The sequence below is a fragment of the Pseudomonas sp. 300 genome, assembly GCF_055803035.1.
Genome location: NZ_JAVLRV010000002.1, coordinates 3,635,568 through 3,660,401, shown reverse-complemented (window position 1 = coordinate 3,660,401; position 24,834 = coordinate 3,635,568). Strand labels below are relative to the sequence as shown.

General features: G+C 58.9%; 25 protein-coding genes and 1 other RNA gene. 20 read left to right on the top strand and 6 right to left on the bottom strand.

Translation table 11 applies throughout. The annotated features are described in order from the left end of the window. The first annotated feature begins 100 nt into the window (after positions 1-100). The 3 genes from Q7W83_RS23260 to zapE all read left to right on the top strand — a co-directional run bounded on the left by Q7W83_RS23260 (position 101) and on the right by zapE (position 3,295). Complete coding sequence (locus Q7W83_RS23260) at positions 101-730, top strand: alpha/beta hydrolase (protein WP_150634730.1); 630 nt, start codon at positions 101-103, stop codon at positions 728-730. Positions 731-754: 24 nt separating this feature from the next. Beyond that, positions 755-2,110, top strand: coding sequence for a tryptophan--tRNA ligase (locus tag Q7W83_RS23255; protein WP_150634729.1), 1,356 nt, complete (start codon positions 755-757; stop codon positions 2,108-2,110). A 90-nt stretch (positions 2,111-2,200) separates the two neighbouring features. Then, a complete protein-coding gene (zapE, locus tag Q7W83_RS23250; RefSeq protein ID WP_084320460.1) occupies positions 2,201-3,295 on the top strand; it encodes a cell division protein ZapE in 1,095 nt (364 codons plus the stop codon). 194 nt (positions 3,296-3,489) lie between these two features. Here zapE and Q7W83_RS23245 read toward each other — a convergent pair whose 3' ends face one another. Further along, complete coding sequence (locus tag Q7W83_RS23245; protein WP_191623776.1) at positions 3,490-4,386, bottom strand: GlxA family transcriptional regulator; 897 nt, start codon at positions 4,384-4,386, stop codon at positions 3,490-3,492. Positions 4,387-4,630: 244 nt separating this feature from the next. Between Q7W83_RS23245 and Q7W83_RS23240 the strand changes: the two genes are divergently transcribed. Next, on the top strand, positions 4,631-5,767 hold the full coding sequence (locus Q7W83_RS23240; RefSeq protein ID WP_473657180.1) for an acyl-CoA dehydrogenase family protein: 1,137 nt from the start codon (positions 4,631-4,633) through the stop codon (positions 5,765-5,767). Positions 5,768-5,898: 131 nt separating this feature from the next. Here Q7W83_RS23240 and Q7W83_RS23235 read toward each other — a convergent pair whose 3' ends face one another. Further along, a complete protein-coding gene (locus Q7W83_RS23235; RefSeq protein ID WP_150640030.1) occupies positions 5,899-6,939 on the bottom strand; it encodes an NADP(H)-dependent aldo-keto reductase in 1,041 nt (346 codons plus the stop codon). 245 nt (positions 6,940-7,184) lie between these two features. Here Q7W83_RS23235 and rplM point away from each other — a divergent pair, with 245 nt between their 5' ends. From rplM to Q7W83_RS23200, 7 genes are all read left to right on the top strand, one after another. Next, entirely contained in the window at positions 7,185-7,613 is a 429-nt protein-coding gene (gene rplM / locus Q7W83_RS23230) for a 50S ribosomal protein L13 (protein ID WP_007905295.1), read from the top strand. 14 nt (positions 7,614-7,627) lie between these two features. Then, the gene (gene rpsI / locus Q7W83_RS23225) at positions 7,628-8,020 is read left to right on the top strand and encodes a 30S ribosomal protein S9 (RefSeq protein ID WP_002555064.1); all 393 of its coding nucleotides are present in this window, start codon (positions 7,628-7,630) and stop codon (positions 8,018-8,020) included. A gap of 267 nt (positions 8,021-8,287) precedes the next feature. Then, complete coding sequence (petA, locus tag Q7W83_RS23220) at positions 8,288-8,881, top strand: ubiquinol-cytochrome c reductase iron-sulfur subunit (protein WP_150633468.1); 594 nt, start codon at positions 8,288-8,290, stop codon at positions 8,879-8,881. Next, positions 8,881-10,092 (top strand): cytochrome b, encoded by a 1,212-nt coding sequence (locus Q7W83_RS23215; protein ID WP_083375773.1) that lies wholly within the window; start codon positions 8,881-8,883, stop codon positions 10,090-10,092. Before petA ends, Q7W83_RS23215 begins: the two co-directional genes overlap by 1 nt. Then, entirely contained in the window at positions 10,092-10,874 is a 783-nt protein-coding gene (locus tag Q7W83_RS23210) for a cytochrome c1 (RefSeq protein WP_454841245.1), read from the top strand. Before Q7W83_RS23215 ends, Q7W83_RS23210 begins: the two co-directional genes overlap by 1 nt. Before the next feature lie 150 nt (positions 10,875-11,024). Further along, positions 11,025-11,642: a glutathione S-transferase N-terminal domain-containing protein gene (locus Q7W83_RS23205; RefSeq protein ID WP_150633466.1), complete on the top strand. Its 618-nt coding sequence runs from the start codon at positions 11,025-11,027 to the stop codon at positions 11,640-11,642. Positions 11,643-11,658: 16 nt separating this feature from the next. After that, complete coding sequence (locus tag Q7W83_RS23200; protein WP_150633465.1) at positions 11,659-12,072, top strand: ClpXP protease specificity-enhancing factor; 414 nt, start codon at positions 11,659-11,661, stop codon at positions 12,070-12,072. A gap of 112 nt (positions 12,073-12,184) precedes the next feature. Here Q7W83_RS23200 and Q7W83_RS23195 read toward each other — a convergent pair whose 3' ends face one another. The 4 genes from Q7W83_RS23195 to Q7W83_RS23180 all read right to left on the bottom strand — a co-directional run bounded on the left by Q7W83_RS23195 (position 12,185) and on the right by Q7W83_RS23180 (position 15,631). Then, positions 12,185-12,763: a BON domain-containing protein gene (locus tag Q7W83_RS23195; protein ID WP_008025960.1), complete on the bottom strand. Its 579-nt coding sequence runs from the start codon at positions 12,761-12,763 to the stop codon at positions 12,185-12,187. Next, the gene (locus Q7W83_RS23190) at positions 12,760-13,353 is read right to left on the bottom strand and encodes a phosphoheptose isomerase (RefSeq protein WP_008025961.1); all 594 of its coding nucleotides are present in this window, start codon (positions 13,351-13,353) and stop codon (positions 12,760-12,762) included. Before Q7W83_RS23190 ends, Q7W83_RS23195 begins: the two co-directional genes overlap by 4 nt. Positions 13,354-13,457: 104 nt before the next feature. Beyond that, positions 13,458-13,820: a YraN family protein gene (locus Q7W83_RS23185; protein ID WP_019582357.1), complete on the bottom strand. Its 363-nt coding sequence runs from the start codon at positions 13,818-13,820 to the stop codon at positions 13,458-13,460. Next, positions 13,820-15,631 (bottom strand): penicillin-binding protein activator, encoded by a 1,812-nt coding sequence (locus Q7W83_RS23180; RefSeq protein WP_150633464.1) that lies wholly within the window; start codon positions 15,629-15,631, stop codon positions 13,820-13,822. Before Q7W83_RS23180 ends, Q7W83_RS23185 begins: the two co-directional genes overlap by 1 nt. Positions 15,632-15,807: 176 nt before the next feature. Between Q7W83_RS23180 and rsmI the strand changes: the two genes are divergently transcribed. The 9 genes from rsmI (at position 15,808) to mraY (ending at position 24,830) form a co-directional block, all read left to right on the top strand. Next, positions 15,808-16,713, top strand: a complete 906-nt coding sequence (gene rsmI, locus Q7W83_RS23175) for a 16S rRNA (cytidine(1402)-2'-O)-methyltransferase (protein WP_161990822.1) — start codon at positions 15,808-15,810, stop codon at positions 16,711-16,713. 75 nt (positions 16,714-16,788) lie between these two features. Then, positions 16,789-17,142: RNase P RNA component class A (gene rnpB / locus Q7W83_RS23170), an RNA gene on the top strand. Positions 17,143-17,496: 354 nt separating this feature from the next. After that, positions 17,497-17,952 (top strand): division/cell wall cluster transcriptional repressor MraZ, encoded by a 456-nt coding sequence (gene mraZ, locus Q7W83_RS23165; protein ID WP_008147486.1) that lies wholly within the window; start codon positions 17,497-17,499, stop codon positions 17,950-17,952. Then, positions 17,949-18,896, top strand: a complete 948-nt coding sequence (rsmH, locus tag Q7W83_RS23160) for a 16S rRNA (cytosine(1402)-N(4))-methyltransferase RsmH (protein WP_008037287.1) — start codon at positions 17,949-17,951, stop codon at positions 18,894-18,896. The genes mraZ and rsmH overlap by 4 nt, the downstream gene beginning before the upstream one ends. Further along, complete coding sequence (gene ftsL, locus Q7W83_RS23155) at positions 18,893-19,186, top strand: cell division protein FtsL (protein ID WP_150633463.1); 294 nt, start codon at positions 18,893-18,895, stop codon at positions 19,184-19,186. The genes rsmH and ftsL overlap by 4 nt, the downstream gene beginning before the upstream one ends. Continuing rightward, positions 19,186-20,925 (top strand): peptidoglycan D,D-transpeptidase FtsI family protein, encoded by a 1,740-nt coding sequence (locus Q7W83_RS23150; protein ID WP_191623738.1) that lies wholly within the window; start codon positions 19,186-19,188, stop codon positions 20,923-20,925. The genes ftsL and Q7W83_RS23150 overlap by 1 nt, the downstream gene beginning before the upstream one ends. Continuing rightward, a complete protein-coding gene (locus Q7W83_RS23145) occupies positions 20,925-22,388 on the top strand; it encodes a UDP-N-acetylmuramoyl-L-alanyl-D-glutamate--2,6-diaminopimelate ligase (RefSeq protein ID WP_150633461.1) in 1,464 nt (487 codons plus the stop codon). Before Q7W83_RS23150 ends, Q7W83_RS23145 begins: the two co-directional genes overlap by 1 nt. After that, positions 22,381-23,748, top strand: coding sequence for a UDP-N-acetylmuramoyl-tripeptide--D-alanyl-D-alanine ligase (locus Q7W83_RS23140; RefSeq protein WP_150633460.1), 1,368 nt, complete (start codon positions 22,381-22,383; stop codon positions 23,746-23,748). Before Q7W83_RS23145 ends, Q7W83_RS23140 begins: the two co-directional genes overlap by 8 nt. Next, positions 23,748-24,830 carry a phospho-N-acetylmuramoyl-pentapeptide-transferase gene (gene mraY / locus Q7W83_RS23135; RefSeq protein WP_150633459.1) on the top strand — a complete coding sequence of 361 codons (1,083 nt, stop codon included), beginning with the start codon at positions 23,748-23,750 and terminating at the stop codon, positions 24,828-24,830. Before Q7W83_RS23140 ends, mraY begins: the two co-directional genes overlap by 1 nt. Positions 24,831-24,834: the final 4 nt, after the last annotated feature.

The window sequence follows — 24,834 nt, the reverse complement described above, 5'->3', positions numbered from 1 at the left end:
AACCTGCGCTGTATACCGCGATTCACTCGCAACACATCGGCACAGACAATTTGCTAGACGAGTCGACCCGATTCGAGGTCACGGAGTTCCTTCCTTGCTTATGCGCGAAACCCCTGTAGTGATTGATGGCCCGGTCGGTCAACTGGAAGCTCTTTACCTGGATATCGAGCAGCCGCGCGGCATCGCGCTGATCTGCCACCCGAACCCGGTGCAGGGCGGCACCATGCTCAACAAAGTGGTCTCGACCCTGCAGCGCACCGCGCGCGATGCCGGTTTGATTACCTTGCGTTTCAACTACCGTGGCGTCGGTGCCAGCGAAGGTGCGCACGACATGGGCACCGGCGAAGTCGACGATGCTCAGGCGGCCGCCGCATGGTTGCGGGCGAAACATCCTGATTTGCCACTGACGCTGTTCGGTTTTTCCTTCGGCGGATTTGTTGCCGCCAGTCTCGGCGGACGCCTGGAAGAGAAGGGCGAGCAGCTCAAGCATGTGTTCATGGTCGCGCCAGCGGTGATGCGCCTGGGCGATCAAGATCAATTGCCGCGGCAAGGCGAGTTGACCTTGATCCAACCGGAAACCGACGAAGTCATCGACCCGCAAGCGGTCTACGACTGGTCCGAGAAACTCGATCGCCCCCATGAGCTGCTGAAAGTGGCAGAATGCGGACACTTTTTTCATGGCAAGCTGACCGATCTCAAGGATCTGATCCTGCCGCGTCTTTCGAATTGATTGCAGTCTGACAAGCGATTACCCATGACGACTCGTACCCGTATCCTCACCGGCATCACCACCACCGGCACGCCGCACCTGGGCAACTACGCCGGCGCCATCCGCCCGGCGATCCTCGCCAGCCGCGACAGCAATGCCGATTCGTTCTACTTCCTGGCCGACTACCACGCCCTGATCAAATGCGATGACCCGCTGCGCATCCAGCGCTCGCGTCTGGAAATCGCCGCGACCTGGCTGGCCGGTGGCCTGGATGTGGACCGTGTGACGTTCTATCGTCAGTCCGACATCCCTGAAATCCCCGAGCTGACCTGGCTGCTGACCTGCGTCGCCGCCAAAGGTTTGCTCAATCGCGCCCACGCCTACAAGGCTTCGGTGGACAAGAACGTTGAAACCGGTGAAGACCCGGATGCCGGCATCACCATGGGCTTGTACAGCTATCCGGTGCTGATGGCCGCGGACATCCTGATGTTCAACGCGCACAAGGTGCCGGTCGGTCGTGACCAGATCCAGCACGTGGAAATGGCCCGCGACATTGGTCAACGCTTCAACCACCTGTTTGGCCAGGGCAAAGAATTCTTCACCATGCCCGAGGCGCTGATCGAAGAAAGCGTCGCGACGCTGCCCGGCCTCGACGGTCGCAAGATGTCGAAAAGCTACGACAACACCATCCCGTTGTTCAGCAGCGCCAAAGAGATGAAAGACGCAATCTCGCGAATCGTCACCGACTCCCGCGCCCCGGGCGAAGCGAAAGATCCGGACAATTCGCACCTGTTCACGCTGTTCCAGGCCTTTGCCACCCCGGCGCAGTCCGACGAATTCCGCAGTGAACTGTTGCAGGGCCTGGGTTGGGGCGAGGCGAAGAATCGTCTGTTCCAACTGCTCGACAGCGAATTGGGCGAGTCCCGCGAGCGTTATCACCAGTTGATCGAGCGCCCGGCTGATCTGGAAGACATCCTGCAAATCGGTGCGAAAAAGGCTCGTGCCGTAGCGACGCCATTCCTTAACGAATTGCGCGAAGCGGTCGGCCTGCGTTCTTTCGTGGCCCAGACGCAAGTCGCTGCGACCACCAAGAAGAAAGCCGCGAAAGCCGCGCGTTTTGTCAGCTTCCGCGAAGACGACGGGAGCTTCCGCTTCCGTCTGCTGGCGGCCGATGGCGAGCAATTGCTGCTGTCGCGCCACTTCGCCGACGGTAAAACCGCCGGTCAGGTGACCAAGCAACTGCAAGCGGGCCAGCCATTGGACGTGCGCAGCGAAGACTTGAGCTTCAGTGTCTGGCTGGAAGGCGAGTGCGTTGCCGATAGCCCGGCCTTCGCCGACAGTACTGCTCGCGACGTTGCCATCGATGCCCTGCGGATTGCACTGACACCGGTTCAGGAATAATCAACGGCTCGGCCCGACCAAGGGCTGATTGCCATTCCCACGGGCCGTCGCTACAGTGACGGCCCGTTTTTGTTGCCTTGCTAACGAATTATGACGCCCCTAGAACGATATCAAGCTGATCTGAAACGCCCGGAATTCTTCCATGACGCTGCGCAGGAAACCGCTGTGCGCCATTTGCAGCGCCTGTACGACGATCTGGTCGCGGCCTCGCAGAACAAGCCGGGCCTGCTCGGCAAGCTGTTTGGCAAGAAAGAACAGGCGCCGGTCAAGGGCCTGTACTTCTGGGGCGGTGTGGGTCGCGGTAAGACTTACCTGGTCGATACCTTCTTCGAAGCGCTGCCGTTCAAGGAAAAGACCCGGACTCACTTCCACCGCTTCATGAAGCGCGTGCACGAAGAGATGAAGACCCTCGGCGGCGAGAAAAACCCGCTGACCATCATTGCCAAGCGCTTCTCCGACGAATCGCGAGTGATCTGTTTCGACGAGTTTTTCGTCTCTGACATCACCGACGCAATGATCCTCGGCACGCTGATGGAAGAGTTGTTCAAGAACGGTGTGACACTGGTAGCGACCTCGAACATCGTGCCGGACGGTCTCTACAAGGACGGCTTGCAGCGCGCACGCTTCCTGCCGGCCATCGCGCTGATCAAGCAGAACACCGAGATCGTCAACGTCGACAGCGGCGTCGATTACCGTCTGCGTCACCTTGAACAAGCGGAGCTGTTCCACTTCCCGCTCGACGAAGCGTCCCACGAAAGCCTGCGCAAGAGCTTCCGCGCCCTGACGCCGGAATGCACTGCAGCCATCGAGAACGACGTGCTGATGATCGAGAACCGCGAAATCCGTGCCCTGCGCACCTGTGATGACGTGGCATGGTTCGACTTCCGCGAGCTCTGTGACGGTCCGCGCAGCCAGAACGATTACATCGAACTGGGCAAGATCTTCCACGCCGTGTTGCTCAGCGGTGTCGAGCAGATGAGCGTCACCACCGACGACATCGCCCGACGCTTTATCAACATGGTCGACGAGTTCTACGACCGTAACGTGAAGCTGATTATTTCCGCTGAAGTCGAGCTGAAGGATCTCTACACCGGCGGTCGCCTGAACTTCGAGTTCCAGCGTACCCTCAGCCGTTTGCTGGAAATGCAGTCCCACGAATTCCTGTCTCGGGCGCATAAGCCGTAGGACGTTTTCGGAAAATAAAAAAGGCCTGCAGATGCAGGCCTTTTTTATGTGTCGACAAAATCTCGAACTCACGACAGGTCCTAGGGGAGCGGGCTTGTCCGCGATAGGGGCGGCACATCCAGCATTGATGTGTTTGTCGCACCGCCATCGCGGGCAAGCCCGCTCCCACAGGGATTTGTGTTCGTTTTGAGCGTTTATGCCGCTTGCTGAAACTGCTGTCGATACTGGTTCGGCGACAATTCAGTGTGCTGGCGGAACAGTCGAGCGAAGAAGCTCGCATCGTCATACCCGACTTCATAACTGATGGTCTTGATGCTCTTGCGGCTGCCGGACAGCAAGCCCTTGGCCGTTTCGATGCGCAGGCGTTGCAGGTAATGCAGGGGCTTGTCGCCGGTGGCGGTCTGGAAGCGGCGCATGAAGTTGCGGATGCTCATGCCGTGCTCGCGCGCGACGTCTTCGAAGCGAAACTTGTCGGCGAAGTGTTCTTCGAGCCAGTGCTGGATCTGCAGGATGATCACGTCCTGGTGCAGCTTCTGCCCGCCGAAACCGATGCGTCCCGGCGAATAGCTGCGCTGCACTTCATAGAGAATGTCGCGGGCCACGGCCTGGGCCACGTTGGCACCGCAGAAGCGTTCGATCAGGTAGATGTAGAGATCGCACGCCGAGGTCGTGCCGCCGGCGCAATACAGGTTGTCGGCGTCGGTCAGGTGCTTGTCCTGATTGAGATAAACCTTCGGGAAGCGCTCGGCAAACGCATTGAAGAAACGCCAGTAAGTGGTCGCTTCCTTGCCATCGAGCAGCCCGGCCTCGGCGAGCCAGAACACCCCGGTAGCCTCGCCACAAAGTACCGCGCCGCGAGCATGTTGCTGGCGCAGCCACGGCAGGACCTGTGGGTAACGTTGGCAAAGGGTTTCGAAATCGTCCCAGAACGCCGGGAGAATGATGACGTCAGCGTTTTCCAGGCCGCCGTCCACCGGCATGATCACATCGCTGAAGCTGTTGACCGGTTTGCCATCCGGGCTGACCAGCCGCGTTTCGAACGCCGGTGTCAGGCCCTGGCCCAGTTGTTTGCCGTAGCGCAGGCTGGCCAGATGGAAGAAATCCTTGGCTTGCATGAGGGTGGAAGCGAAAACCCGGTCGATAGCCAGGATGCTGACGCGCCGCAAGGGCGTGGAGACTTGGTTAGACATAATTCAACTTTATTCTTATAGGGGAAAGTGGTCACCAGACGGCTGGATCGTCTTATTTTTTGTCTGATGTGTCCAGTGTCCTGTATCGGAAGTGAGGCTTAGTCTCTGCAGGTCTACTTCTTCTAACAATAACGACAGGTGCCGCATGATCCCCAGAACCTTGTTCAGTTCCGAGCACGAACTTTTTCGCGACAGCGTGCGAACGTTCCTCGAAAAAGAGGCTGTGCCGTTTCATGGGCAATGGGAGAAACAGGGTTATATCGACCGCCAACTCTGGAACAAGGCGGGGGAGGCCGGGATGTTGTGTTCGCATCTGCCAGAAGAGTACGGCGGGCTGGGAGCGGATTTTCTCTACAGTGCGGTGGTGATCGAAGAGGTGGGTCGACTGGGGCTGACCGGGATTGGTTTTTCCCTGCATTCCGACATCGTCGCGCCGTACATCCTGCATTACGGCAGCGAAGCGCTGAAACACAAATACCTGCCAAAACTGGTGTCTGGCGAGATGGTCACCGCGATCGCCATGACCGAGCCGGGTGCCGGTTCCGACCTGCAAGGGGTGAAAACCACGGCAGTGCTTGATGGCGACGAATACGTGATCAACGGTTCGAAGACGTTCATCACCAATGGCTATCTCGCGGACCTGGTGATTGTCGTGGCCAAGACCGATCCGAAGGCCGGCGCGAAGGGCACCAGTCTGTTTCTGGTCGAGGCCAATACGCCGGGCTTCGCCAAGGGCAAGCGCCTGGAAAAGGTCGGGATGAAGGCGCAGGACACATCGGAGCTGTTCTTTCAGGACGTTCGGGTGCCCAAGGAAAACCTGCTGGGCCAGGCCGGGATGGGGTTTGCGTATCTGATGCAGGAATTGCCGCAGGAACGTCTGACGGTTGCGGTAGGCGGGCTGGCGTCGGCTGAGGCTGCGCTGCAATGGACGTTGGTGTACACCCGCGAGCGCAAGGCGTTTGGCAAAGCGATTGCGGATTTCCAGAACACTCGCTTCAAACTGGCGGAAATGGCGACTGAAATCCAGATTGGCCGGGTCTTCGTCGATCGCTGCCTGGAGTTGCACCTGCAAGGCAAACTCGATGTGCCGACGGCGGCGATGGCCAAGTATTGGGGGACGGACCTGCAATGCAAGGTGCTCGACGAGTGCGTGCAGTTGCATGGCGGCTATGGGTTCATGTGGGAATACCCGATCGCTCGGGCGTGGGCGGATGCGCGGGTGCAGCGGATTTATGCCGGGACTAACGAAATCATGAAGGAGATTATCGCCAGATCGCTTTAATTTGCCGTGATTGGGCGGACACCATCGCGGGCAAGCCCGCTCCCACACGGGGTCTGTGACCGATCGCCATGTTGTGATCGACACACAGCCTTGTGGGAGCGGGCTTGCCCGCGATTGGGTCTAAAGGTCAATCAAGGCGCCGGGTTCGGGTGATCCTTGTGAATCGCCTCAATCCCCGCCAGCACTTCATCGGAAAGTTTCAGCTCGAAGCTGGCAATGTTGCTGTCCAGCTGTTCCAGCGTCGTCGCGCCGATGATGTTGCTGGTCACAAACGGCTGTTGCGTCACAAACGCCAAGGCCATTTGCGCCGGGTCGAGGCCGTGTTCACGGGCCAATGCCACATAACGGCTGCACGCTGCTTCCGACTGTGGATTGAAATAGCGGCTGAAGCGGCTGTAGAGGCTCAGGCGACCTTTCGGCGGGCGCGCGCCACCTTCGTACTTGCCCGACAGGAAACCGAACGCCAGCGGCGAATAGGCCAGCAGGCCGCATTGCTCGCGGATGGCGATTTCCGCCAGGCCGACTTCGAAGCTGCGGTTGAGCAGGTTGTACGGGTTCTGGATGGATACCGCACGCGGCCAGCCACGGGCTTCGGCCAGTGCCAGGAAGCGCATGGTGCCCCACGGCGTTTCATTGGACAGGCCGATGTGGCGGATCTTGCCGGCCCGGACCTGTTCGTCCAGCGCTTCGAGGGTGTCCTCCAGTGGGGTCAGGTTCGCTTCGCTCTTGTGTTTGTAGCCTAACTGGCCGAAGAAGTTGGTGCTGCGCTCTGGCCAGTGCAACTGATAGAGGTCGATGTAGTCGGTCTGCAGGCGCTTGAGGCTGGCGTCCACGGCTTCGGTGATGTGCTGGCGGTTGTGGCGCAGGTTTTTGTCGCGGATGTAGTCGATGGTGTTGCCGGGGCCGGCGATCTTGCTGGCCAGGATCCAGTCGGCGCGATCACCGTGGCTTTTGAAGTAATTGCCGATGTAGCGCTCGGTGGTGGCATAGGTTTCGGCTTTCGGTGGTACCGGGTACATCTCGGCGGTATCGATGAAATTGATCCCGGCGCTTTTGGCCCGCTCAATCTGTGCGAAGGCTTCAGCTTCACTGTTTTGCTCGCCCCAAGTCATGGTTCCGAGGCAGATGGCGCTTACGTTCAGATTGGTTCGGCCTAGCTGGCGATAGTCCATCGTGTGCTCCTTGGGCAAAACAATCATAAAAGCAGGTTGAAATATTTTTCGCAATCTGCATAATTGCGCACCTCTTTCTGCAGTGGAAGTGATGCGCCGCCGCCGAAGAATCTTGCCGTTGAACGGACGCGCCGACCCGAGCCCCCGAAAGCGTCTGTATCCGGCTGCCTTTGACTTGTCAAAGTACGCACTATTCAGTAAGATCCGCCGTCTAATTTACAGGGCGGCCCCTGAGGCTATAAAGAATGAAAACTTTTACTGCTAAACCGGAAACAGTACAGCGCGACTGGTTTGTCGTCGACGCTGCAGGTCAGACCCTGGGTCGTCTGGCCACCGAAATCGCGAGCCGTCTGCGTGGCAAGCATAAAGCTGAGTACACTCCTCACGTTGACACCGGCGATTACATCGTCGTTATCAATGCCGAGCAGATTCGTGTAACCGGTGCTAAAACCACCGACAAGATCTACTACTCCCACTCCGGTTTCCCGGGCGGCATCAAGTCGATCAACTTCGAAAAGCTGATCGCTAAAGCCCCTGAGCGCGTGATCGAGACCGCGGTCAAAGGCATGCTGCCTAAGAACCCGCTGGGTCGCGACATGTATCGTAAGCTGAAAGTCTATGCGGGCGCTGTACACCCTCATACTGCTCAGCAGCCCCAAGAACTGAAGTTTTAACGGAATAGTTCATTATGTCGGCGACTCAAAATTACGGCACTGGCCGTCGCAAGACCGCAACCGCACGCGTTTTCCTGCGTCCGGGTACTGGTAACATCTCGATCAACAACCGCTCCCTGGATAATTTCTTTGGCCGCGAAACTGCCCGCATGGTAGTTCGTCAGCCGCTGGAATTGACCGAGACAGTTGAGAAGTTCGACATCTACGTCACCGTTATCGGTGGCGGTGTAAGTGGTCAAGCTGGCGCAATCCGCCACGGTATCACTCGCGCTCTGATGCAGTACGACGAAACCCTGCGTGGCGCTCTGCGCAAAGCTGGCTTCGTTACTCGCGATGCTCGTGAAGTTGAACGTAAGAAAGTCGGTCTGCGTAAAGCGCGTAAGCGTCCGCAGTACTCGAAGCGTTAATTCGCTTTCTCGTTCAAAAAAAACGCCCAGTTTCCTCACGGAGCTGGGCGTTTTTTTATGGGCGCGATTTATCAAAGAATTGCTCTGTGACAACTTGCCACATCCGCAGAGCCCCTATACTGCAAGGCTTGGCAGTGGAGCCCTTCGGTAATTACCTTGTCAGAATTGGGGCTTTTCATTACCATTCGGCAAAATTTTTATAAGTACATAGTTTTACTTAGTAGATGCCTGATTTAACAGGCCACAAAGCTGATGGGAGAGGACTGAATGAGCAATGACGGCGTGAATGCAGGCCGGCGTCGCTTCTTGGTAGCAGCCACATCCGTGGTGGGTGCTGCAGGAGCGGTGGGGGCTGCGGTCCCGTTCGTGGGGTCATGGTTTCCCAGTGCCAAGGCGAAAGCCGCAGGTGCACCGGTGAAAGTGAATGTCAGCAAAATCGAGCCAGGTCAGCAGATGATTGCTGAGTGGCGCGGTCAGCCGGTGTTCATTGTCCGCCGTACCGAGGAAATCCTGGGGAATCTGAAAAAGATCGAGGGCCAGCTGTCTGACCCGACCTCCAAGAACTCGACACAACCGACCTATGTCGATCCGGAAACGCGTTCGATCAAGCCAGAGGTTCTGCTGCTGATCGGTATCTGTACGCACCTGGGTTGCTCGCCAACCTTCCGTCCCGAAGTGGCACCTGCTGATCTGGGCAAGGACTGGGTAGGCGGTTATTTCTGCCCATGCCACGGTTCCCATTACGATCTGGCTGGCCGTGTCTACAAGTCGCAACCTGCGCCTTTGAACCTGCCAGTTCCCCCGCATTCCTATGAGACCGATGAGATCATTGTCATCGGCGTCGATACGGAGAAAGCGTGATGAGCAAGTTCATGGATTGGGTTGATGCGCGCTTTCCCGCAACCAAAATGTGGGAAGACCATCTCAGCAAGTACTACGCCCCGAAGAACTTCAACTTCTTCTATTTCTTTGGCTCCCTGGCACTGCTCGTTCTGGTCAACCAGATCGTTACCGGTGTCTGGCTGACCATGAGCTACACCCCGTCGGCGGAAGAAGCCTTTGCCTCCGTCGAATACATCATGCGCGACGTCGAGTACGGCTCGATCCTGCGTATGTTGCACGCCGTCGGCGCTTCGATGTTCTTTATCGTGGTGTATCTGCACATGTTCCGTGGCTTGCTCTACGGTTCGTACCAGAAGCCGCGTGAGCTGGTGTGGGTCTTCGGCATGCTGATTTACCTGGCGCTGATGGCTGAGGCCTTCATGGGTTATCTGCTGCCGTGGGGCCAGATGTCCTACTGGGGCGCCCAGGTGATTATCTCGCTGTTCGGTGCGATCCCGGTCATCGGTAACGACCTGACCCAGTGGATCCGTGGTGACTACCTGATTTCCGGTATCACCCTGAACCGCTTCTTTGCCCTGCACGTTGTTGCCCTGCCGATCGTGATTCTCGGTCTGGTGGTGCTGCACGTTCTGGCGTTGCACGAAGTCGGTTCGAACAACCCTGACGGCGTCGACATCAAGAAACACAAAGACGAAAACGGCGTACCGCTGGACGGCATTGCCTTCCACCCGTACTACACCGTGAAAGATATCGTCGGCGTGGTGGTGTTCCTGTTTATCTTCTGCTCGATCGTGTTCTTCTTTCCGGAAATGGGCGGCTACTTCCTCGAGAAGCCGAACTTTGAAGTGGCGAACGCCTTCAAGACCCCTGAGCACATCGCTCCGGTCTGGTACTTCACACCGTTCTACGCGATTCTGCGGGCGGTTCCGGACAAGCTCCTGGGCGTTATCGCCATGGGCGCAGCCATCGCTGTGCTGTTCGTCCTGCCGTGGCTGGATCGCAGCCCCGTCAAGTCGATGCGCTACAAAGGCTGGCTGAGCAAAATCTGGCTGGTGGTGTTCTGCGTCTCGTTCGTGATCCTCGGCATTCTGGGTGTTCTGGCTCCGACGCCGGGTCGTACGCTGCTGTCGCAGGTATGCACCTTCCTGTACTTCGCCTACTTCATTCTGATGCCGTTCTACACCAGGCTCGAGAAGACCAAACCGGTTCCGGAAAGGGTGACTGGCTGATGAAAAAGCTATTTGCGGTATTGATGCTCACTGCACTGCCAGTGTTTGCTTTCGCAGCAGGACAAGCGGGCCCGGCGCTGGAAAAAGTCGACATCGACGTTTCCGATAAAGCTGCCATGCAGGACGGCGCACGTACGTTCGCCAACTATTGCATGGGCTGCCACAGCGCCAAGTTCCAACGCTACGAGCGTGTTGCCGACGATCTGGGTATTCCTCACGATCTGATGTTGTCGAAGCTGGTGTTCACCGGCGCCAAGATTGGCGACCACATGAGCATCGGCATGCAGCCGGCTGACGCCAAGACCTGGTTCGGTGCTGCACCGCCCGACCTGACCCTGGTGGCTCGTGTTCGCGGTACGGACTGGCTCTACGGTTACCTGAAGTCGTTCTACGAAGACCCGTCGCGTCCTTGGGGCGTGAACAACAAGGTCTTCCCGAACGTGGGCATGCCGAACGTCCTGGTGGGCCTGCAAGGTCGTCAGGTCGTCGGTTGCAAACAGGTCCAGATCGTCGAAGATGGCAAGAAGCAATATGATCCGCTGACCGGTACCGCGCTGACTCATGAAGCGTGCGATCAGCTGACCATTGTGCCGAAGAGCGGTGCTCTGACCGAAGAGCAGTTCGATGAGAAGGTCAAGAATCTGGTAACCTTCCTCGCTTACTCGGCTAACCCGGTTAAGCTGGAGCATCAGCGCATCGGTACCTATGTGTTGCTGTACCTGGCGTTCTTCTTCGTATTCGCTTACTTGCTCAAGCGTGAATACTGGAAAGACGTCCATTGATAAAGCTGTAAGCAATTGCTGTTAATCGCACGCGCCCAGGGGCGTCTCTGAAGGTGTAACGAGTCTGGCAAGCCAGGCGTTACGGGAGACGTCCTCTGGGCGCGTGCGTTTTTCCGCTTCCGATAATTTCAACAAGCGAGGAGGACCGCCATGGGCGTGACCAATCGGTTGGCCTGTTACTCCGACCCCGCCGACCACTATTCCCACCGAGTGCGCATCGTACTTGCAGAGAAGGGTGTCAGCGCCGAGATCATTTACGTGGAAGCTGGTCGCCAGCCGCCTAAACTGATTGAGGTGAACCCTTACGGAAGCCTGCCCACCCTGGTCGATCGTGACCTGGCGTTGTGGGAGTCGACCGTGGTGATGGAATATCTGGATGAGCGTTACCCGCACCCGCCTTTGCTGCCGGTTTATCCAGTGGCGCGTGCTAACAGTCGTCTGCTGATTCATCGTATTCAGCGTGACTGGTGTGGTCTGGTGGATCTGATCCTGGATTCGCGGACCAAGGAAGCCGCCCGTGTCGTCGCTCGTAAAGAGCTGCGCGAAAGCCTGACTGGCGTGTCGCCGTTGTTCGCTGACAAGCCGTTTTTCCTCAGCGAGGATCAAAGTCTGGTGGATTGCTGTCTATTGCCAATACTCTGGCGCTTGCCGATTCTAGGTATTGAACTGCCGCGGCCTGCCAAGCCGCTGCTTGATTATATGGAGCGCTCGTTTGCGCGTGAGGCTTTCCAGGCGAGTCTGTCTGGTGTCGAACGCGATATGCGCTAAGGCTTAAGGAGCCGCTATGAACTCCAGTCGACCTTATCTGGTCCGCGCGCTCTACGAGTGGATTGTGGACAACGATTGCACCCCGCACATGCTGGTCAATTCCGAGTATCCGTCGGTGCAGGTGCCTCAAGGTTTCGCCAGTGACGGACAGATTGTCCTGAATGTTTCGCCGGCCGCCGTGCGGCATTTGCACATGGATAACGAAGCGGTCAGCTTCGAAGGGCGCTTCGGTGGCGTGCCGCACACTCTGTACGTGCCTATCGCTTCGATCCTGGGTATTTACGCCCGGGAGAACGGCCAGGGCATGGTGTTCGATTTGGAATCGCCTATGGAAGACGAGGACGAGATCGAGCCGGATGATGATCTTCCGCCACCCGACAGTGAGCCGCCGCGTCCAAGTGGTCGGCCTAGTTTGAAAGTGGTGAAGTAATAAAAAAGGCGATCCGCAAGGATCGCCTTTTTTATTACTGTAGGAGCCAGCTTGCTGCGGGCGGCGTTCCGGCGATGGTGACCTCAGAGATGCCATCGCCGGTCAGCAAGTGTCAGTCGATGTACTCAAACAGCTTCACAATCTTCTGTACGCCGGAAACGCCCTGCACCAGATTGGTCGCCTGAGCGGCTTCCTGCTTGGTCAACAGGCCCAGTAAATAGACGATGCCGTTTTCGGTGACAACCTTGATGCGCGAGCCCGGGATGTTCGGATCGGTGAGCATCTGGGTCTTGATCTTGGAAGTCAGCCAAGTGTCGTTCTGGCGGGCAAGAAATCCGGAGGGCGGCAGCACCTGCAGTTCGTTGTGCACCGTCTTCACGCGCTGGACGGCGGCGGCGGCCTGTTCGGCCTTGGCTTTCAGGTCTGCGCGAGGGGTTTGGCCGGCGAGCAGCACGACACCGTTGAAGCTGGTGACGACGATGTGCGAATCGTTGTCCAGGGCTGGATCGGCCTTGGCGATGTTCACGCCGACCTTGGTGTCGATCAGAGAGTCGTCGATCTTGCTGCCTAAGGTGCGCGTGCCGCGGTCATCATCGATTGGTGCTTCACGGCTGGCGTTAACCACCGAGGTGCAGCCGCTGATGCCGAGGCACAGGGTCAAGGCCAGAAGGCCTAGGCGATTAGGGGTCATTCTTCACTCCCGAACAGTTGGCTGTCGATCAAGTCGCAAAGGCAGTGGATCGCCAGCAGGTGGACTTCCTGAATACGTGCGGTGACGTTGGCCGGTACGCGAATCTCGACGTCCTCGGGCAATAGCAGCGAGGCCATGCCGCCGCCATCGCGACCCGTCAATGCTACGACAATCATTTCGCGATCATGTGCGGCCTGGATCGCTTGAATAATGTTCGCCGAGTTACCGCTGGTGGAAATCGCCAGCAGTACGTCGCCTGGCTGGCCGAGCGCGCGGATCTGCTTGGAGAAGATTTCGTTGTAGCTGTAGTCGTTGGCGATCGAGGTGATTGTCGAGCTGTCGGTGGTCAGCGCGATGGCCGGCAGGCTCGGACGCTCGCGTTCGAAGCGATTCAGCAGCTCGGACGAGAAGTGCTGGGCATCGCCAGCGGAACCGCCGTTGCCGCAGGAAAGCATTTTGCCTTCGTTGAGCAGGGCGTTGACCATCACTTGGCTGGCTTGCTCGATGTGCGGTGCAAGTACGTCCATCGCCATTTGCTTGGTGTCGATACTGGCCTGAAAAAGCTGGCGAATTCGGGATTGCATGTCCATCTGTGTGACCTTAATTAGCGCGGCTACTTGGCACATGAATGTGCAGCCCGCAAAGCAAAGAGCAAAATTGTTGGGTGAAAGTGCCCGGTTCGGGACGCACGCGATCAGCTGTCGAAGGCATTCTGCAGCCAGTTCAACTGATCGAGGTTGCTGTCGATGGCAACCACGTCGAAACGGCAAGGGGAATTGGCCCAACGCGACTCGCGCTGAAGAAAATACTGCGCGGCAAAAATCAGTTTCTGCCGTTTGCGCTCATCGATGCTATCGAGCGCGCCACCCCATTGAGTGTTTTTTCTGTAGCGAACTTCAACGAATACTACTGTATCGCCATCAAGCATGACCAGATCAAGCTCGCCGCGTTTACACAACCAGTTCTGCGCCAGCAGGCGCAGACCTTGTTGTTGCAGATGCTCGAGCGCGTGGCGCTCGGCATCTTTACCGCTTTGCTGGCGTGACCTGTCAGGCATCAGCGCGGGGTGTCCGGCAGGCGTTGAACCTGACCGCTGACGAACTGCGCCCATGGCAACTGACGCACGACGCGCTGGTTCTGAGTCATGCCCAAGCTACCCGATTGACCCTCGATGCGGCTGTCCGGCAGTGCCTTGAGTTGTCCCAGGCGCGGAGCCAGGCGGTAGGCATCGACGCCCATCGCATACAAACGACCCAGGCTGCCGGCGGCTTGTGGCCATTGTGCAGTCACTTGCTTGCGCAGTGGGTCGTTGGCATCCAGCAACCATGGGGTTTCGCAGAAGCGAATGCCGTTCATGTCGTTGTACTGATTCACGTCGCCGCTGGCACTGAATACGTGGGACGTGGCGTAAACCGGCACATCGCCCGCGTACTGGAAGTTCAGGGTCGGTTTGATCTGCTGGGCCTGCTGAGGTGTTGCGGCCAGGAAAATGAACTCGATGTCCTGGCGGCGCGAAGGCTGGGCAGCGACCTGCGAGCCGACAGTGCTTTGCAGGCTCTTGGCGCGGCCTTCGCTCTGGCGCAGCTGGAACATGTCGGCGATCTGCTGGGCCAGTTGCACTGGCTGATCAACGCGTTCGGTGGCAACGATGCTGCCGCCGTTGGCTTGCCAATCCTGGCTGAACGCCCTGAGTACGCGGTCGCCCCATTCGCCTTTCGGCACCATGATCGCGGCGCGATGCAGGCCATCGGCGCGAGCGCGACGGGACACTTCACGGGCTTCGTCTTCAGCAGCAAGACCGAACTGGAACAGCTGGGCCGGTCCTTGTTCGCCTTCGCTGTAGTTCAGCGCCAGGGTCGTGATCGGTAACTGCGGACGAGTGCTGAGCTGTTTGACCAGCGGTTTTTCCAGCGGACCGACAACCAATTGCACGCCATCGGCCTGGGCCTTGCGATAGAACTCGTCCATCGATGTCAGGCGCGAGCTGTCATAGAATTCGATGGCAGGCGGCTTCTGACCGGCCTGTTGAGCCTGGTAGTGCGCCGCCATGAAACCTTCACGAAGCGCTTTGCCGACCGATGCCAGCGGGCCGTCTTGCGGCAGCAGCAGGGCGATCTTGCTCAGAGGCTGGCTGGCCAGTTCCTTGAGTTTGGTCAGTGGCAGCGGCAGTTGAATGGCCGCCGGGTGTTTAGGATTCTGGGCGCGCCAGTTGTCGATCGCGGCTTGTTGCTGCTCAAGCGTACCGGCCGTTTTAACTGCCAGCGCCAGGCCTATCCAGCCGCCGAGGTCATCGTTGGTGGTCGGTTGCAATTGGTCGGTTGGCAGCGAAGCGATCAGGGTCCAGATCGCTTCGTGGTTTTTGCCTGCCGCTTCATCGCTTAGCATCGGCGCGATGAAAATACGCTCCCGTGCTGCGGCGAGGGTCTGGCCATCGGCCTCAAGGGCGCGGGCATGCACGGTGCCGGTGCGAACCTGTTGCTCGACAGGCAATTCACCCAGGCGTTGCAGGCTCGGATGGCTCAGTGCGGTCAGTGCTGCTTTCGGCTGATTGCGCACCATGGCCAGTTCGGCTGCCAGCGTGCTGGCGAATACCTGTTGGCCGGGCTTGAGTTGCTCGACCGGCACTTGTTGCAGGATTTGCGCGGACTGGCCGGCATTGCCCTGGCGATAAGCGAGGTCGGCCGCACTCAGGCGAAACAGCGCGGCTTGTTCCGGCGTTTTGCTTTTGGCGGCCTGATCGAGCAATTGCTCGATACTGGCATCCGGGGTCCGTGGAAGTTCGCCAAGGCTGGAAGAGGGCGAGCTGGCGCAAGCCGCCAGCAAGGCAGCGAGGCAGAGGGCAGTGAACAGCCGCAGGCAAGCGATCATGTAGTGTTCCTGATACTCGATCAAATTAGCGTGGAATTGTACCCAAGCACTGGCCGGGGCGCGATGTTACTGGCGTGAATCGATCAATTTAGCTCGTATAAATGTTGCAGCGAGACATCGGAACCTGAAAAACCCGGGATTGCTTGCACGTATCGCAAGCGTCGCTACGCGCTACAATGGCGGCTTTTACCGATCATGAGGTGTGCGCTTTGACTGCTCCAGGTGCTTTGAATTCCGCTGCTGGCTCGCTATATGTGGTGGCGACGCCCATCGGCAACCTGGACGACATCAGTGCGCGCGCGCTGAAAATCCTGCGCGAGGTGGCATTGATTGCCGCCGAGGACACCCGTCACTCCCAACGGTTGATGCAGCACTTCGGCATCCCCACGCCGCTGGCGGCCTGTCATGAGCATAACGAACGGGATGAAGGTAGTCGCTTTATTACCCGCCTGCTCGCCGGCGACGATGTCGCGCTGATCTCCGACGCCGGGACGCCGCTGATCTCCGATCCGGGTTATCACCTGGTGCGTCAGGCTCGCGCGGCGGGGATCAATGTAGTGCCGGTCCCGGGCGCCTGTGCATTGATCGCGGCGCTGTCGGCGGCGGGTTTGCCGTCGGATCGTTTTATCTTCGAAGGCTTCCTGCCGGCCAAGGCTGTCGGTCGTCGGGCTCGCCTGGAATTGGTCAAGGAAGAACCGCGCACGCTGATTTTCTACGAAGCTCCGCACCGCATCCTGGAATGCCTGCAAGACATGGAATTGGTCTTCGGCGGGGAGCGCCCGGCGTTGCTGGCGCGGGAACTGACCAAAACTTTTGAAACATTGAAAGGCCTGCCATTGGCCGAGCTGCGCGAGTTCGTCGAGTCGGACAGCAATCAGCAGCGCGGCGAGTGCGTGGTGTTGGTGGCGGGCTGGTCCGCCCCTGAGACTGAAGATGCCGTCAGCAGTGAAGCGATGCGCATCCTTAATCTGTTGCTCGAAGAAATGCCGCTCAAGCGTGCTGCAGCATTGGCGGCGCAAATTACCGGTGAGCGCAAGAATGTCCTGTATCAGGTCGCGTTGGATAAGCAGAAGGGTGAGTAAAACCCGACGTGCAGGAGTGGCTGAAGGCGTTTAACGCTTGTTCTTCGGCCGCTCTGCCGTTAACCTTCGCGGCGGAGAGTCGATCGGACAGTCGCTGCCCTCTATGAAAATTAGGGGGGGGAGGAAAGTCCGGGCTCCATAGGGCGAAGTGCCAGGTAATGCCTGGGAGGCGTGAGCCTACGGAAAGTGCCACAGAAAATAACCGCCTAAGCGCTTCGGCGCCGGTAAGGGTGAAAAGGTGCGGTAAGAGCGCACCGCACGTCTGGCAACAGTTCGTGGCTAGGTAAACCCCACTTGGAGCAAGACCAAATAGGGTCCCAAGGCGTGGCCCGCGCTGGGACCGGGTAGGTTGCTAAAGATGTCCAGTGATGGCCATCGTAGACGAATGACTGTTCAAGACAGAACCCGGCTTACAGATCGACTCTCCACCTTTTTTCCCTCCCTGTTCGAATCGTTGAGCAGGGCGCTCGTAGTGGCAATTTCCCTCCTGCACAATCAATCGCATAACCTCTTTTGTAATACCGAAAAAATCTTACTCTTAACAAACTACTTTAACTTCTGAATGCAGCCTTCTGTGCTGATTCAAGTTATTGAGCAGATTCATCCGCCAGATTGCCGTTACCCCTCCCGATACGCTCCTAAATCTCAGTTCTGTAAGGGTTTTCCTTTAATCCGCGCCTTGACGGTGCGGTGGCCGCATTCCTATAGTGTGCGCAAGTGGCGAAAAGTGGCACGAAGTGGGTTTTTTGAACGCAAAACGCTAATATTTGGAGAAACGCTGACGTGTTTCGCGGAGCTAACGCTATCAGTCTCGACGCAAAGGGCCGTCTCGCCATGCCGAGCCGGTACCGTGACGAGCTCGTTTCGCGTAGTTCCGGTCAGTTAATCGTCACAATTGATGCCGTTGATCCGTGTTTGTGTGTTTACCCCCTCGATGAGTGGGAAATTATTGAAACCAAACTGCGTGCACTGCCTTCGCTTCGCGAAGAGAACCGCCGTCTGCAACGTTTATTGATTGGTAATGCCGTCGACCTCGAACTCGATGGCAGTGGTCGTTTTCTGGTTCCGCCGCGTCTTCGCGAATATGCCAAGTTGGATAAGCGCGCGATGTTGGTAGGCCAACTGAACAAGTTCCAATTGTGGGACGAGGATGCCTGGGATGCGGTTTCTGCCGCTGACCTGGCTGCTATTCAACAACCGGGCGCCATGCCTGATGAACTGCGTGATTTGATCCTGTGACTATTGATAGCGGCTTTAACCACATCACCGTACTGCTTGACGAAGCCGTCGAGGCTCTCGCCGTACGTCCTGATGGCTGCTATCTGGACGGCACGTTCGGACGCGGCGGGCATAGCCGGCTGATCCTCAGTCAGCTCGGTCCCGAGGGTCGGTTGCTGGGATTCGACAAGGATCCTCAAGCGATTGCCACCGGGCAGACGCTAGCGGCCGAAGACGGCCGCTTTGTCGTTGTGCAGCGAAGCTTTGCCGAGCTCGGATCGGAAGTCGCCGAACGCGGTCTGGCCGGCAAGGTCAGCGGCGTTTTGCTCGACCTGGGCGTATCCTCGCCGCAGCTCGACGACCCTGAGCGCGGCTTCAGTTTCCTCAACGATGGTCCGCTGGATATGCGCATGGACCCGTCCCGCGGGATCAGCGCTGCCGAATTCGTCAACACCGCGCCAGTGGAAGAAATCGCCCGGGTGTTCAAGGAATACGGCGAAGAACGTTTCTCCGGCCGCATGGCTCGTGCCGTGGCCGAGCGTCGCGACATCAAGCCGTTCGAGCGCACCGGCGATCTGGCTGAAGTCCTGAAAGTCGCCAACCCGGCGTGGGAAAAGGGCAAGAACCCGGCGACCCGTGCTTTCCAGGGTCTGCGTATTCACGTCAACAACGAATTGGGCGATCTGGAAGCCGGTCTCGAAGCCGCGCTGGAATCCCTGGAAATCGGTGGCCGTCTGGTGGTCATCAGTTTCCATTCGCTGGAAGACCGCATCGTCAAACTGTTCATGCGCAAACTGGTGAAAGGCGAAGCCGACAACCTGCCGCGCAACCTGCCGGTCCGTCACGTCGCTTTCGAACCGAAAATCAAAATCCATGGCAAAGCGCAGTCCGCCTCCGAGGCCGAACTCAAAGCCAACCCACGTTCCCGTAGCGCCGTCATGCGCGTCGCGGAGAAGCTGCGGTGAGCAAGCTTTTCGCCAAGCCACTGCCCGGCGGAAGCTTTTTCATGCTGCTGCTGTTTGTTGCCGTGCTCGTGTCGGCCATCGGCGTGTCGTACAGCGCCCACTGGAACCGTCAACTGTTGAACTCGTTGTACAGCGAGTTGAGCGTGCGCGACAAGGCGCAGGCGGAATGGGGGCGGTTGATTCTCGAACAGAGCACCTGGACCGCGCACAGCCGTATCGAAGTGCTGGCCACCGAACAACTGAAGATGCGTATTCCTGGCGCCGCTGAAGTGCAGATGGTGGCGCCATGATGAAACTCGAAGGCGCACTCTTTCCATGGCGGTTTCGCCTGGTGGTCGGCTTGCTCGGCGTCATGGTCGCAGCAATTTGCTGGCGCATCATTGACCTGCAAGTGGTCGACCGTGCCTTCCTGAAAGGCCAGGGCGACGCGCGCAGCGTTCGTCACATTCCGATTCCGGCTCACCGTGGTCTGATCACCGACCGTAACGGCGAGCCTTTGGCTGTCAGTACCCCGGTCACCACGCTGTGGGCCAACGCCAAGGAAATGCAACTGGCCAAAGAGAAGTGGCCAGCATTGGCGGCCGCATTGGGTCAGGATCCGAAAGCCCTGGCCGAACGTCTCGAAGCCCAGGCCAACAAAGAATTTATCTATCTGGTGCGCGGGCTGACGCCTGAGCAAGGCCAGTCCGTGCTCGACCTGAAAGTGCCAGGTGTTTACGGCATCGAAGAATTCCGCCGTTTCTACCCGGCCGGTGAAGTGACAGCGCATATGGTCGGTTTTACCGACATCGATGACCACGGTCGTGAAGGTGTCGAACTGGCCTATGACGAATGGCTCGCGGGTGTCGCCGGCAAGCGGCAAGTTATCAAGGACCGGCGCGGTCGACTTATCAAAGATGTTCAGGTGACAAAAAACGCCAAGGCCGGCAAGCCCTTGGCGTTGTCCATTGACCTGCGTCTGCAATACCTGGCCAACCGCGAACTGCGCAACGCGATCATCGAGAACGGCGCCAAGGCCGGCAGCCTGGTGATCATGGACGTGAAGACCGGCGAGATCCTCGCCATGGTCAACCAGCCGACCTATAACCCGAACAATCGTCGCAACCTGCAACCGGCGATGATGCGTAACCGCGCGATGATCGACGTGTTCGAACCGGGTTCGACCATGAAAGCGATCTCCATGAGCGCCGCGATCGAAACCGGCCGCTGGAAACCGACCGATACCGTCGAGGTGTATCCAGGCACCTTGCAGATTGGCAAGTACACCATCAAGGACGTATCCAAGAGTGAAGGTCCGGTACTCGACCTGACCGGCATCCTGATCAACTCCAGTAACGTCGGCATGAGCAAGGTTGCGTTCGATATCGGCGGCGAAACCATTTTCCGTCTGGCACAGAAAGTCGGCCTCGGCCAGGACACCGGCCTCGGCTTCCCGGGCGAACGCGTGGGCAACCTGCCGAACTACCGCGAGTGGCGCAAGGCTGAAACCGCCACGCTTTCTTACGGCTACGGCATTTCCGTGACTGCGATCCAGCTGGTCCACGCCTTCTCGGCCCTGGCCAACAACGGTCGCCTCGCGCCGCTGACCCTGATCAAGACCGACAAGGCGCCGCAAACCACGCAAGTGCTCCCGGAAGCTGTCGCCAAGACCATGCAAACCATGCTGCAACAGGTGATCGAAGCGCCGCGCGGTGTATTCCGTGCGCAAGTGCCGGCCTATCACGTGGGCGGCAAGTCGGGTACCGCGCGTAAAACGTCGGTCGGCACCAAAGGCTATGCCGAGAACTCCTACCGCTCGCTGTTCGCAGGCTTTGGCCCGATGAGCGATCCGCGATACGCCATCGTAGTGGTGATCGATGAGCCGACCAAAGCCGGCTACTTCGGTGGACTGGTCTCGGCGCCGGTGTTCAGCAAAGTGATGTCCGGGACCTTGCGCCTGATGAACATCACGCCGGACAACCTGCCACCCGTGCAACAAGCCAACGCAACACCGGTCGTTCCGCTGAAAGCCAATGGAGGGCGCGGCTGATGTCTCTGAGTCTGAACAAGATTTTCGCCCACGCCGGCCGCGATCTGTTGATCCGCGAACTGACGCTGGACAGCCGTAACGTACGGGCTGGCGATCTGTTTCTTGCTGTCCCTGGCGGCAAGTTCGACGGTCGCGCGCACATTGCCGACGCCTTGCAGCGCGGTGCTGCGGCCGTGGCGTATGAAGTCGAAGGCGCAACTGTACTGCCAATCACCGACGTACCACTGATTCCGGTCAAAGGCCTGGCGGCGCAGTTGTCCGATATCGCCGGGCGTTTCTACGGTGAACCGAGCCGCCACCTGAACCTGGTCGGCGTGACCGGCACCAACGGCAAAACCAGCGTGACCCAATTGGTTGCTCAAGCACTGGATTTGCTCGGCCAGCATTGCGGCATTGTCGGCACCCTGGGCACCGGATTCTACGGCGCGCTGGAAAGTGGCCTGCACACCACGCCGAACCCGATCGCCGTGCAAGCGACCCTCGCCGACCTGAAAAAGGCCGGCGCCAAAGCCGTGGCCATGGAAGTTTCTTCCCACGGTCTGGATCAAGGCCGCGTGACTGCATTGGCGTTTGATGTGGCGGTGATGACCAACCTTTCCCGCGATCATCTGGATTACCACGGGACCATGCAGGCCTACGGCGAAGCCAAGGCCAAGCTGTTTGCCTGGAACGATTTGAAATGCCGGGTGGTGAACCTCGACGACGATTTCGGCCGGCAACTGGCTGCTGAAAAACGTGAGTCGCGGCTGATCACCTACAGCCTGCTCGACAGCAACGCCTACCTGTTTTGCCGCGAAGCGCAGTTCGACGACGAAGGCGTGCGCGCCACGTTGGTCACGCCACAGGGCGAACATCATCTGCGCAGCACCTTGCTCGGTCGCTTCAACCTGAGCAACGTCCTGGCAGCGGTCGGCGCCCTGCTCGGTCTGGACTATGCGCTGGACGAAATCCTCAAGGTCCTGCCAAAACTCGAAGGCCCGGCCGGACGCATGCAGCGTCTCGGCGGCGGAACCCAGCCATTGGTGGTGGTCGATTACGCCCACACCCCGGATGCGCTGGAGAAAGTATTGATGGCCCTGCGGCCACACGCGAAAGGTCGCTTGCTGTGTCTGTTCGGTTGCGGCGGCGATCGCGATCGCGGCAAACGTCCGCTGATGGCTGAAGTGGTCGAGCGTCTCGCTGACGGCGTGCTGGTAACCGATGACAATCCGCGCACCGAAGACCCGGCAGTGATTTTTGATGACATCCGCGCCGGGTTCACCAACGCGGATAACGTCACGTTCGTCGCCGGGCGTGGTCAGGCTATTGCGCAGTTGATCGCCAGTGCTTCGGTGGATGACGTGATTGTCCTGGCCGGTAAAGGCCACGAGGACTATCAGGAAATCAACGGCCAGCGCCATGACTTCTCGGATCTGGTCGAGGCTGATCATGCCTTGACCGCGTGGGAGGTGGCTCATGCTTAAGAACCTGAAACTGAGCGAACTGACCAGCGCACTGAATGGCCGTTTGATCGCCGCCGATGCCATGTTCGATGGCGTCAGCATCGACAGCCGTGCGATCAAATCGGGCCAACTGTTTATTGCGTTGACCGGCCCTCGATTCGACGGTCATGACTATTTGAACGACGTGGCGAACAAAGGCGCCGTGGCTGCCCTGGTCGAACGCGAAGTGCCCGACAGTGCGCTGCCGCAATTGCTGGTCAAGGACACACGTCAGGCCCTTGGGCAACTGGGTGCGATGAACCGTGCGGCGTTCACTCATCCTGTCGCCGCCATCACCGGTTCCAGCGGCAAGACCACGGTCAAGGAAATGCTCGCGAGCATCCTGCGCACGCGCGGCCCGGTGTTGGCGACCCGTGGCAACCTGAACAATGACCTCGGCGTGCCGCTGACCTTGCTTGAACTCGCGCCCGAACACACTGCGGCAGTGATCGAACTGGGGGCTTCGCGCCTTGGCGAAATTGCCTACACCGTCGGGATGACCAAGCCCCACGTGGCTGTGCTCAACAACGCCGGGACCGCCCACGTTGGCGAATTCGGCGGGCCGGAAAAAATCGTTGAAGCCAAAGGCGAGATCATTGAAGGGCTGGCGGCCGATGGCATTGCCGTGCTCAATCTTGACGACAAGGCGTTCGATATCTGGAAGACCCGCGCCGCTGGTCGCAAAGTGCTGACCTTCGCCCTGAGCAACGTCAGCGCCGATTTCTACGCCAGCGATCTGGATCGCGACGCGCGTGGCTGCCCGGCGTTCAATCTGCACAGTCCTGAAGGTGTGGAGCGCGTTCAACTGAACCTGCTCGGCACCCATAACGTCGCCAATGCCATGGCCGCCGCTGCTGCCGCGCATGCCTTGGGCGTGTCGCTGTTCGGCATCGCCACCGGCCTCGGCGCGGTGCAGCCGGTCAAGGGCCGCACCGTCGCGCAACTGGCCAGCAATGGCATGCGCGTGATCGATGACACTTACAACGCGAACCCCACCTCCATGTGCGCCGCCGTTGATATACTCGCCGGCTTTTCCGGTCGCACCGTTCTGGTGCTCGGGGATATCGGCGAGTTGGGCGAGTGGGCGGAGCAGGGGCACCGCGATGTGGGCGAATACGCCCGGGGCAAGGTTTCCGCGCTTTACGCGGTCGGGCCATTGATGGCTCACGCCGTAAATGCTTTTGGCGAGCAGGCTTATCACTTCACCACTCAGGCTGAATTGATCAAGGCCCTCGGCGCCGAGCAAGACACAAACACCACCATTTTGATCAAGGGTTCGCGCAGCGCTGCGATGGAAAACATCGTCGCCGCTTTGTGCGGGTCCAGTCTGGAGAAACATTAATGCTGCTGCTGCTAGCGGAGTATCTGCAACAGTTCTACAAAGGCTTCGCGGTCTTTCAGTACCTGACCCTGCGCGGGATTCTCGGTGTGCTGACCGCGCTGGTTTTGTCGCTGTGCTTCGGCCCGTGGATGATCCGCACGTTGCAGAATCGTCAGATCGGCCAGTCCGTTCGTAACGACGGTCCGCAATCGCACCTGTCCAAATCCGGCACCCCGACCATGGGCGGTGCGCTGATCCTGTCGTCCATCGGCGTCAGCACCTTGCTCTGGGCTGACCTGAGCAACCGCTATGTGTGGACCGTGTTGCTGGTCACGCTGCTGTTCGGTGCCATCGGCTGGGTCGATGACTATCGCAAGGTGATCGAGAAAAACTCGAAAGGCTTGCCAAGCCGCTGGAAGTATTTCTGGCAGTCGGTGTTTGGCCTCGCTGCGGCGATCTTCCTTTATAAGACCGCTGCGACCCCGGTCGAAACCACCCTGATCCTGCCGATGCTCAAGGACTACAGCATTCCGCTGGGTGCCGGCTTCATCGTCCTGACCTATTTCGTGATCGTCGGCTCGAGCAATGCGGTCAACCTGACCGACGGCCTCGACGGCCTGGCGATCATGCCGACCGTGATGGTCGGCGGTGGCCTGGGGATTTTCTGCTACCTGTCGGGTAACGTGAAATTCGCCGAATACCTGCTGATCCCGTACGTACCCGGCGCCGGTGAGCTGATCGTGTTCTGCGGTGCATTGATCGGTGCGGGCCTCGGGTTCCTCTGGTTCAACACCTACCCGGCACAAGTCTTCATGGGCGACGTCGGCGCGCTGGCGCTGGGCGCGGCCCTGGGCACCATCGCGGTGATCGTCCGTCAGGAAATCGTCCTGTTCATCATGGGCGGCGTATTCGTAATGGAGACCCTGTCAGTCGTCATTCAGGTTGCCTCCTTCAAACTGACCGGTCGCCGTGTGTTCCGCATGGCGCCGATTCACCACCACTTTGAACTCAAGGGCTGGCCCGAGCCGCGCGTGATCGTCCGTTTCTGGATCATCACCGTGATTCTCGTGTTGGTCGGCCTTGCCACCCTGAAGCTGAGGTAGAACG

What these genes read in the sequence shown, in the direction of transcription:
- Q7W83_RS23260 (WP_150634730.1), top strand. Translation starts at nt 101, where the DNA reads ATGCGCGAAACCCCTGTAGTGATTGATGGCCCGGTCGGTCAACTGGAA.
- Q7W83_RS23255 (WP_150634729.1), top strand. Translation starts at nt 755, where the DNA reads ATGACGACTCGTACCCGTATCCTCACCGGCATCACCACCACCGGCACG.
- zapE (WP_084320460.1), top strand. Translation starts at nt 2,201, where the DNA reads ATGACGCCCCTAGAACGATATCAAGCTGATCTGAAACGCCCGGAATTC.
- Q7W83_RS23240 (WP_473657180.1), top strand. Translation starts at nt 4,631, where the DNA reads ATGATCCCCAGAACCTTGTTCAGTTCCGAGCACGAACTTTTTCGCGAC.
- Q7W83_RS23235 (WP_150640030.1), bottom strand. Translation starts at nt 6,939, where the DNA reads ATGGACTATCGCCAGCTAGGCCGAACCAATCTGAACGTAAGCGCCATC.
- rplM (WP_007905295.1), top strand. Translation starts at nt 7,185, where the DNA reads ATGAAAACTTTTACTGCTAAACCGGAAACAGTACAGCGCGACTGGTTT.
- rpsI (WP_002555064.1), top strand. Translation starts at nt 7,628, where the DNA reads ATGTCGGCGACTCAAAATTACGGCACTGGCCGTCGCAAGACCGCAACC.
- petA (WP_150633468.1), top strand. Translation starts at nt 8,288, where the DNA reads ATGAGCAATGACGGCGTGAATGCAGGCCGGCGTCGCTTCTTGGTAGCA.
- Q7W83_RS23215 (WP_083375773.1), top strand. Translation starts at nt 8,881, where the DNA reads ATGAGCAAGTTCATGGATTGGGTTGATGCGCGCTTTCCCGCAACCAAA.
- Q7W83_RS23210 (WP_454841245.1), top strand. Translation starts at nt 10,092, where the DNA reads ATGAAAAAGCTATTTGCGGTATTGATGCTCACTGCACTGCCAGTGTTT.
- Q7W83_RS23205 (WP_150633466.1), top strand. Translation starts at nt 11,025, where the DNA reads ATGGGCGTGACCAATCGGTTGGCCTGTTACTCCGACCCCGCCGACCAC.
- Q7W83_RS23200 (WP_150633465.1), top strand. Translation starts at nt 11,659, where the DNA reads ATGAACTCCAGTCGACCTTATCTGGTCCGCGCGCTCTACGAGTGGATT.
- Q7W83_RS23195 (WP_008025960.1), bottom strand. Translation starts at nt 12,763, where the DNA reads ATGACCCCTAATCGCCTAGGCCTTCTGGCCTTGACCCTGTGCCTCGGC.
- Q7W83_RS23190 (WP_008025961.1), bottom strand. Translation starts at nt 13,353, where the DNA reads ATGGACATGCAATCCCGAATTCGCCAGCTTTTTCAGGCCAGTATCGAC.
- Q7W83_RS23185 (WP_019582357.1), bottom strand. Translation starts at nt 13,820, where the DNA reads ATGCCTGACAGGTCACGCCAGCAAAGCGGTAAAGATGCCGAGCGCCAC.
- Q7W83_RS23180 (WP_150633464.1), bottom strand. Translation starts at nt 15,631, where the DNA reads ATGATCGCTTGCCTGCGGCTGTTCACTGCCCTCTGCCTCGCTGCCTTG.
- rsmI (WP_161990822.1), top strand. Translation starts at nt 15,808, where the DNA reads ATGGCGGCTTTTACCGATCATGAGGTGTGCGCTTTGACTGCTCCAGGT.
- Q7W83_RS23150 (WP_191623738.1), top strand. Translation starts at nt 19,186, where the DNA reads ATGAAACTCGAAGGCGCACTCTTTCCATGGCGGTTTCGCCTGGTGGTC.
- Q7W83_RS23145 (WP_150633461.1), top strand. Translation starts at nt 20,925, where the DNA reads ATGTCTCTGAGTCTGAACAAGATTTTCGCCCACGCCGGCCGCGATCTG.
- Q7W83_RS23140 (WP_150633460.1), top strand. Translation starts at nt 22,381, where the DNA reads ATGCTTAAGAACCTGAAACTGAGCGAACTGACCAGCGCACTGAATGGC.
- mraY (WP_150633459.1), top strand. Translation starts at nt 23,748, where the DNA reads ATGCTGCTGCTGCTAGCGGAGTATCTGCAACAGTTCTACAAAGGCTTC.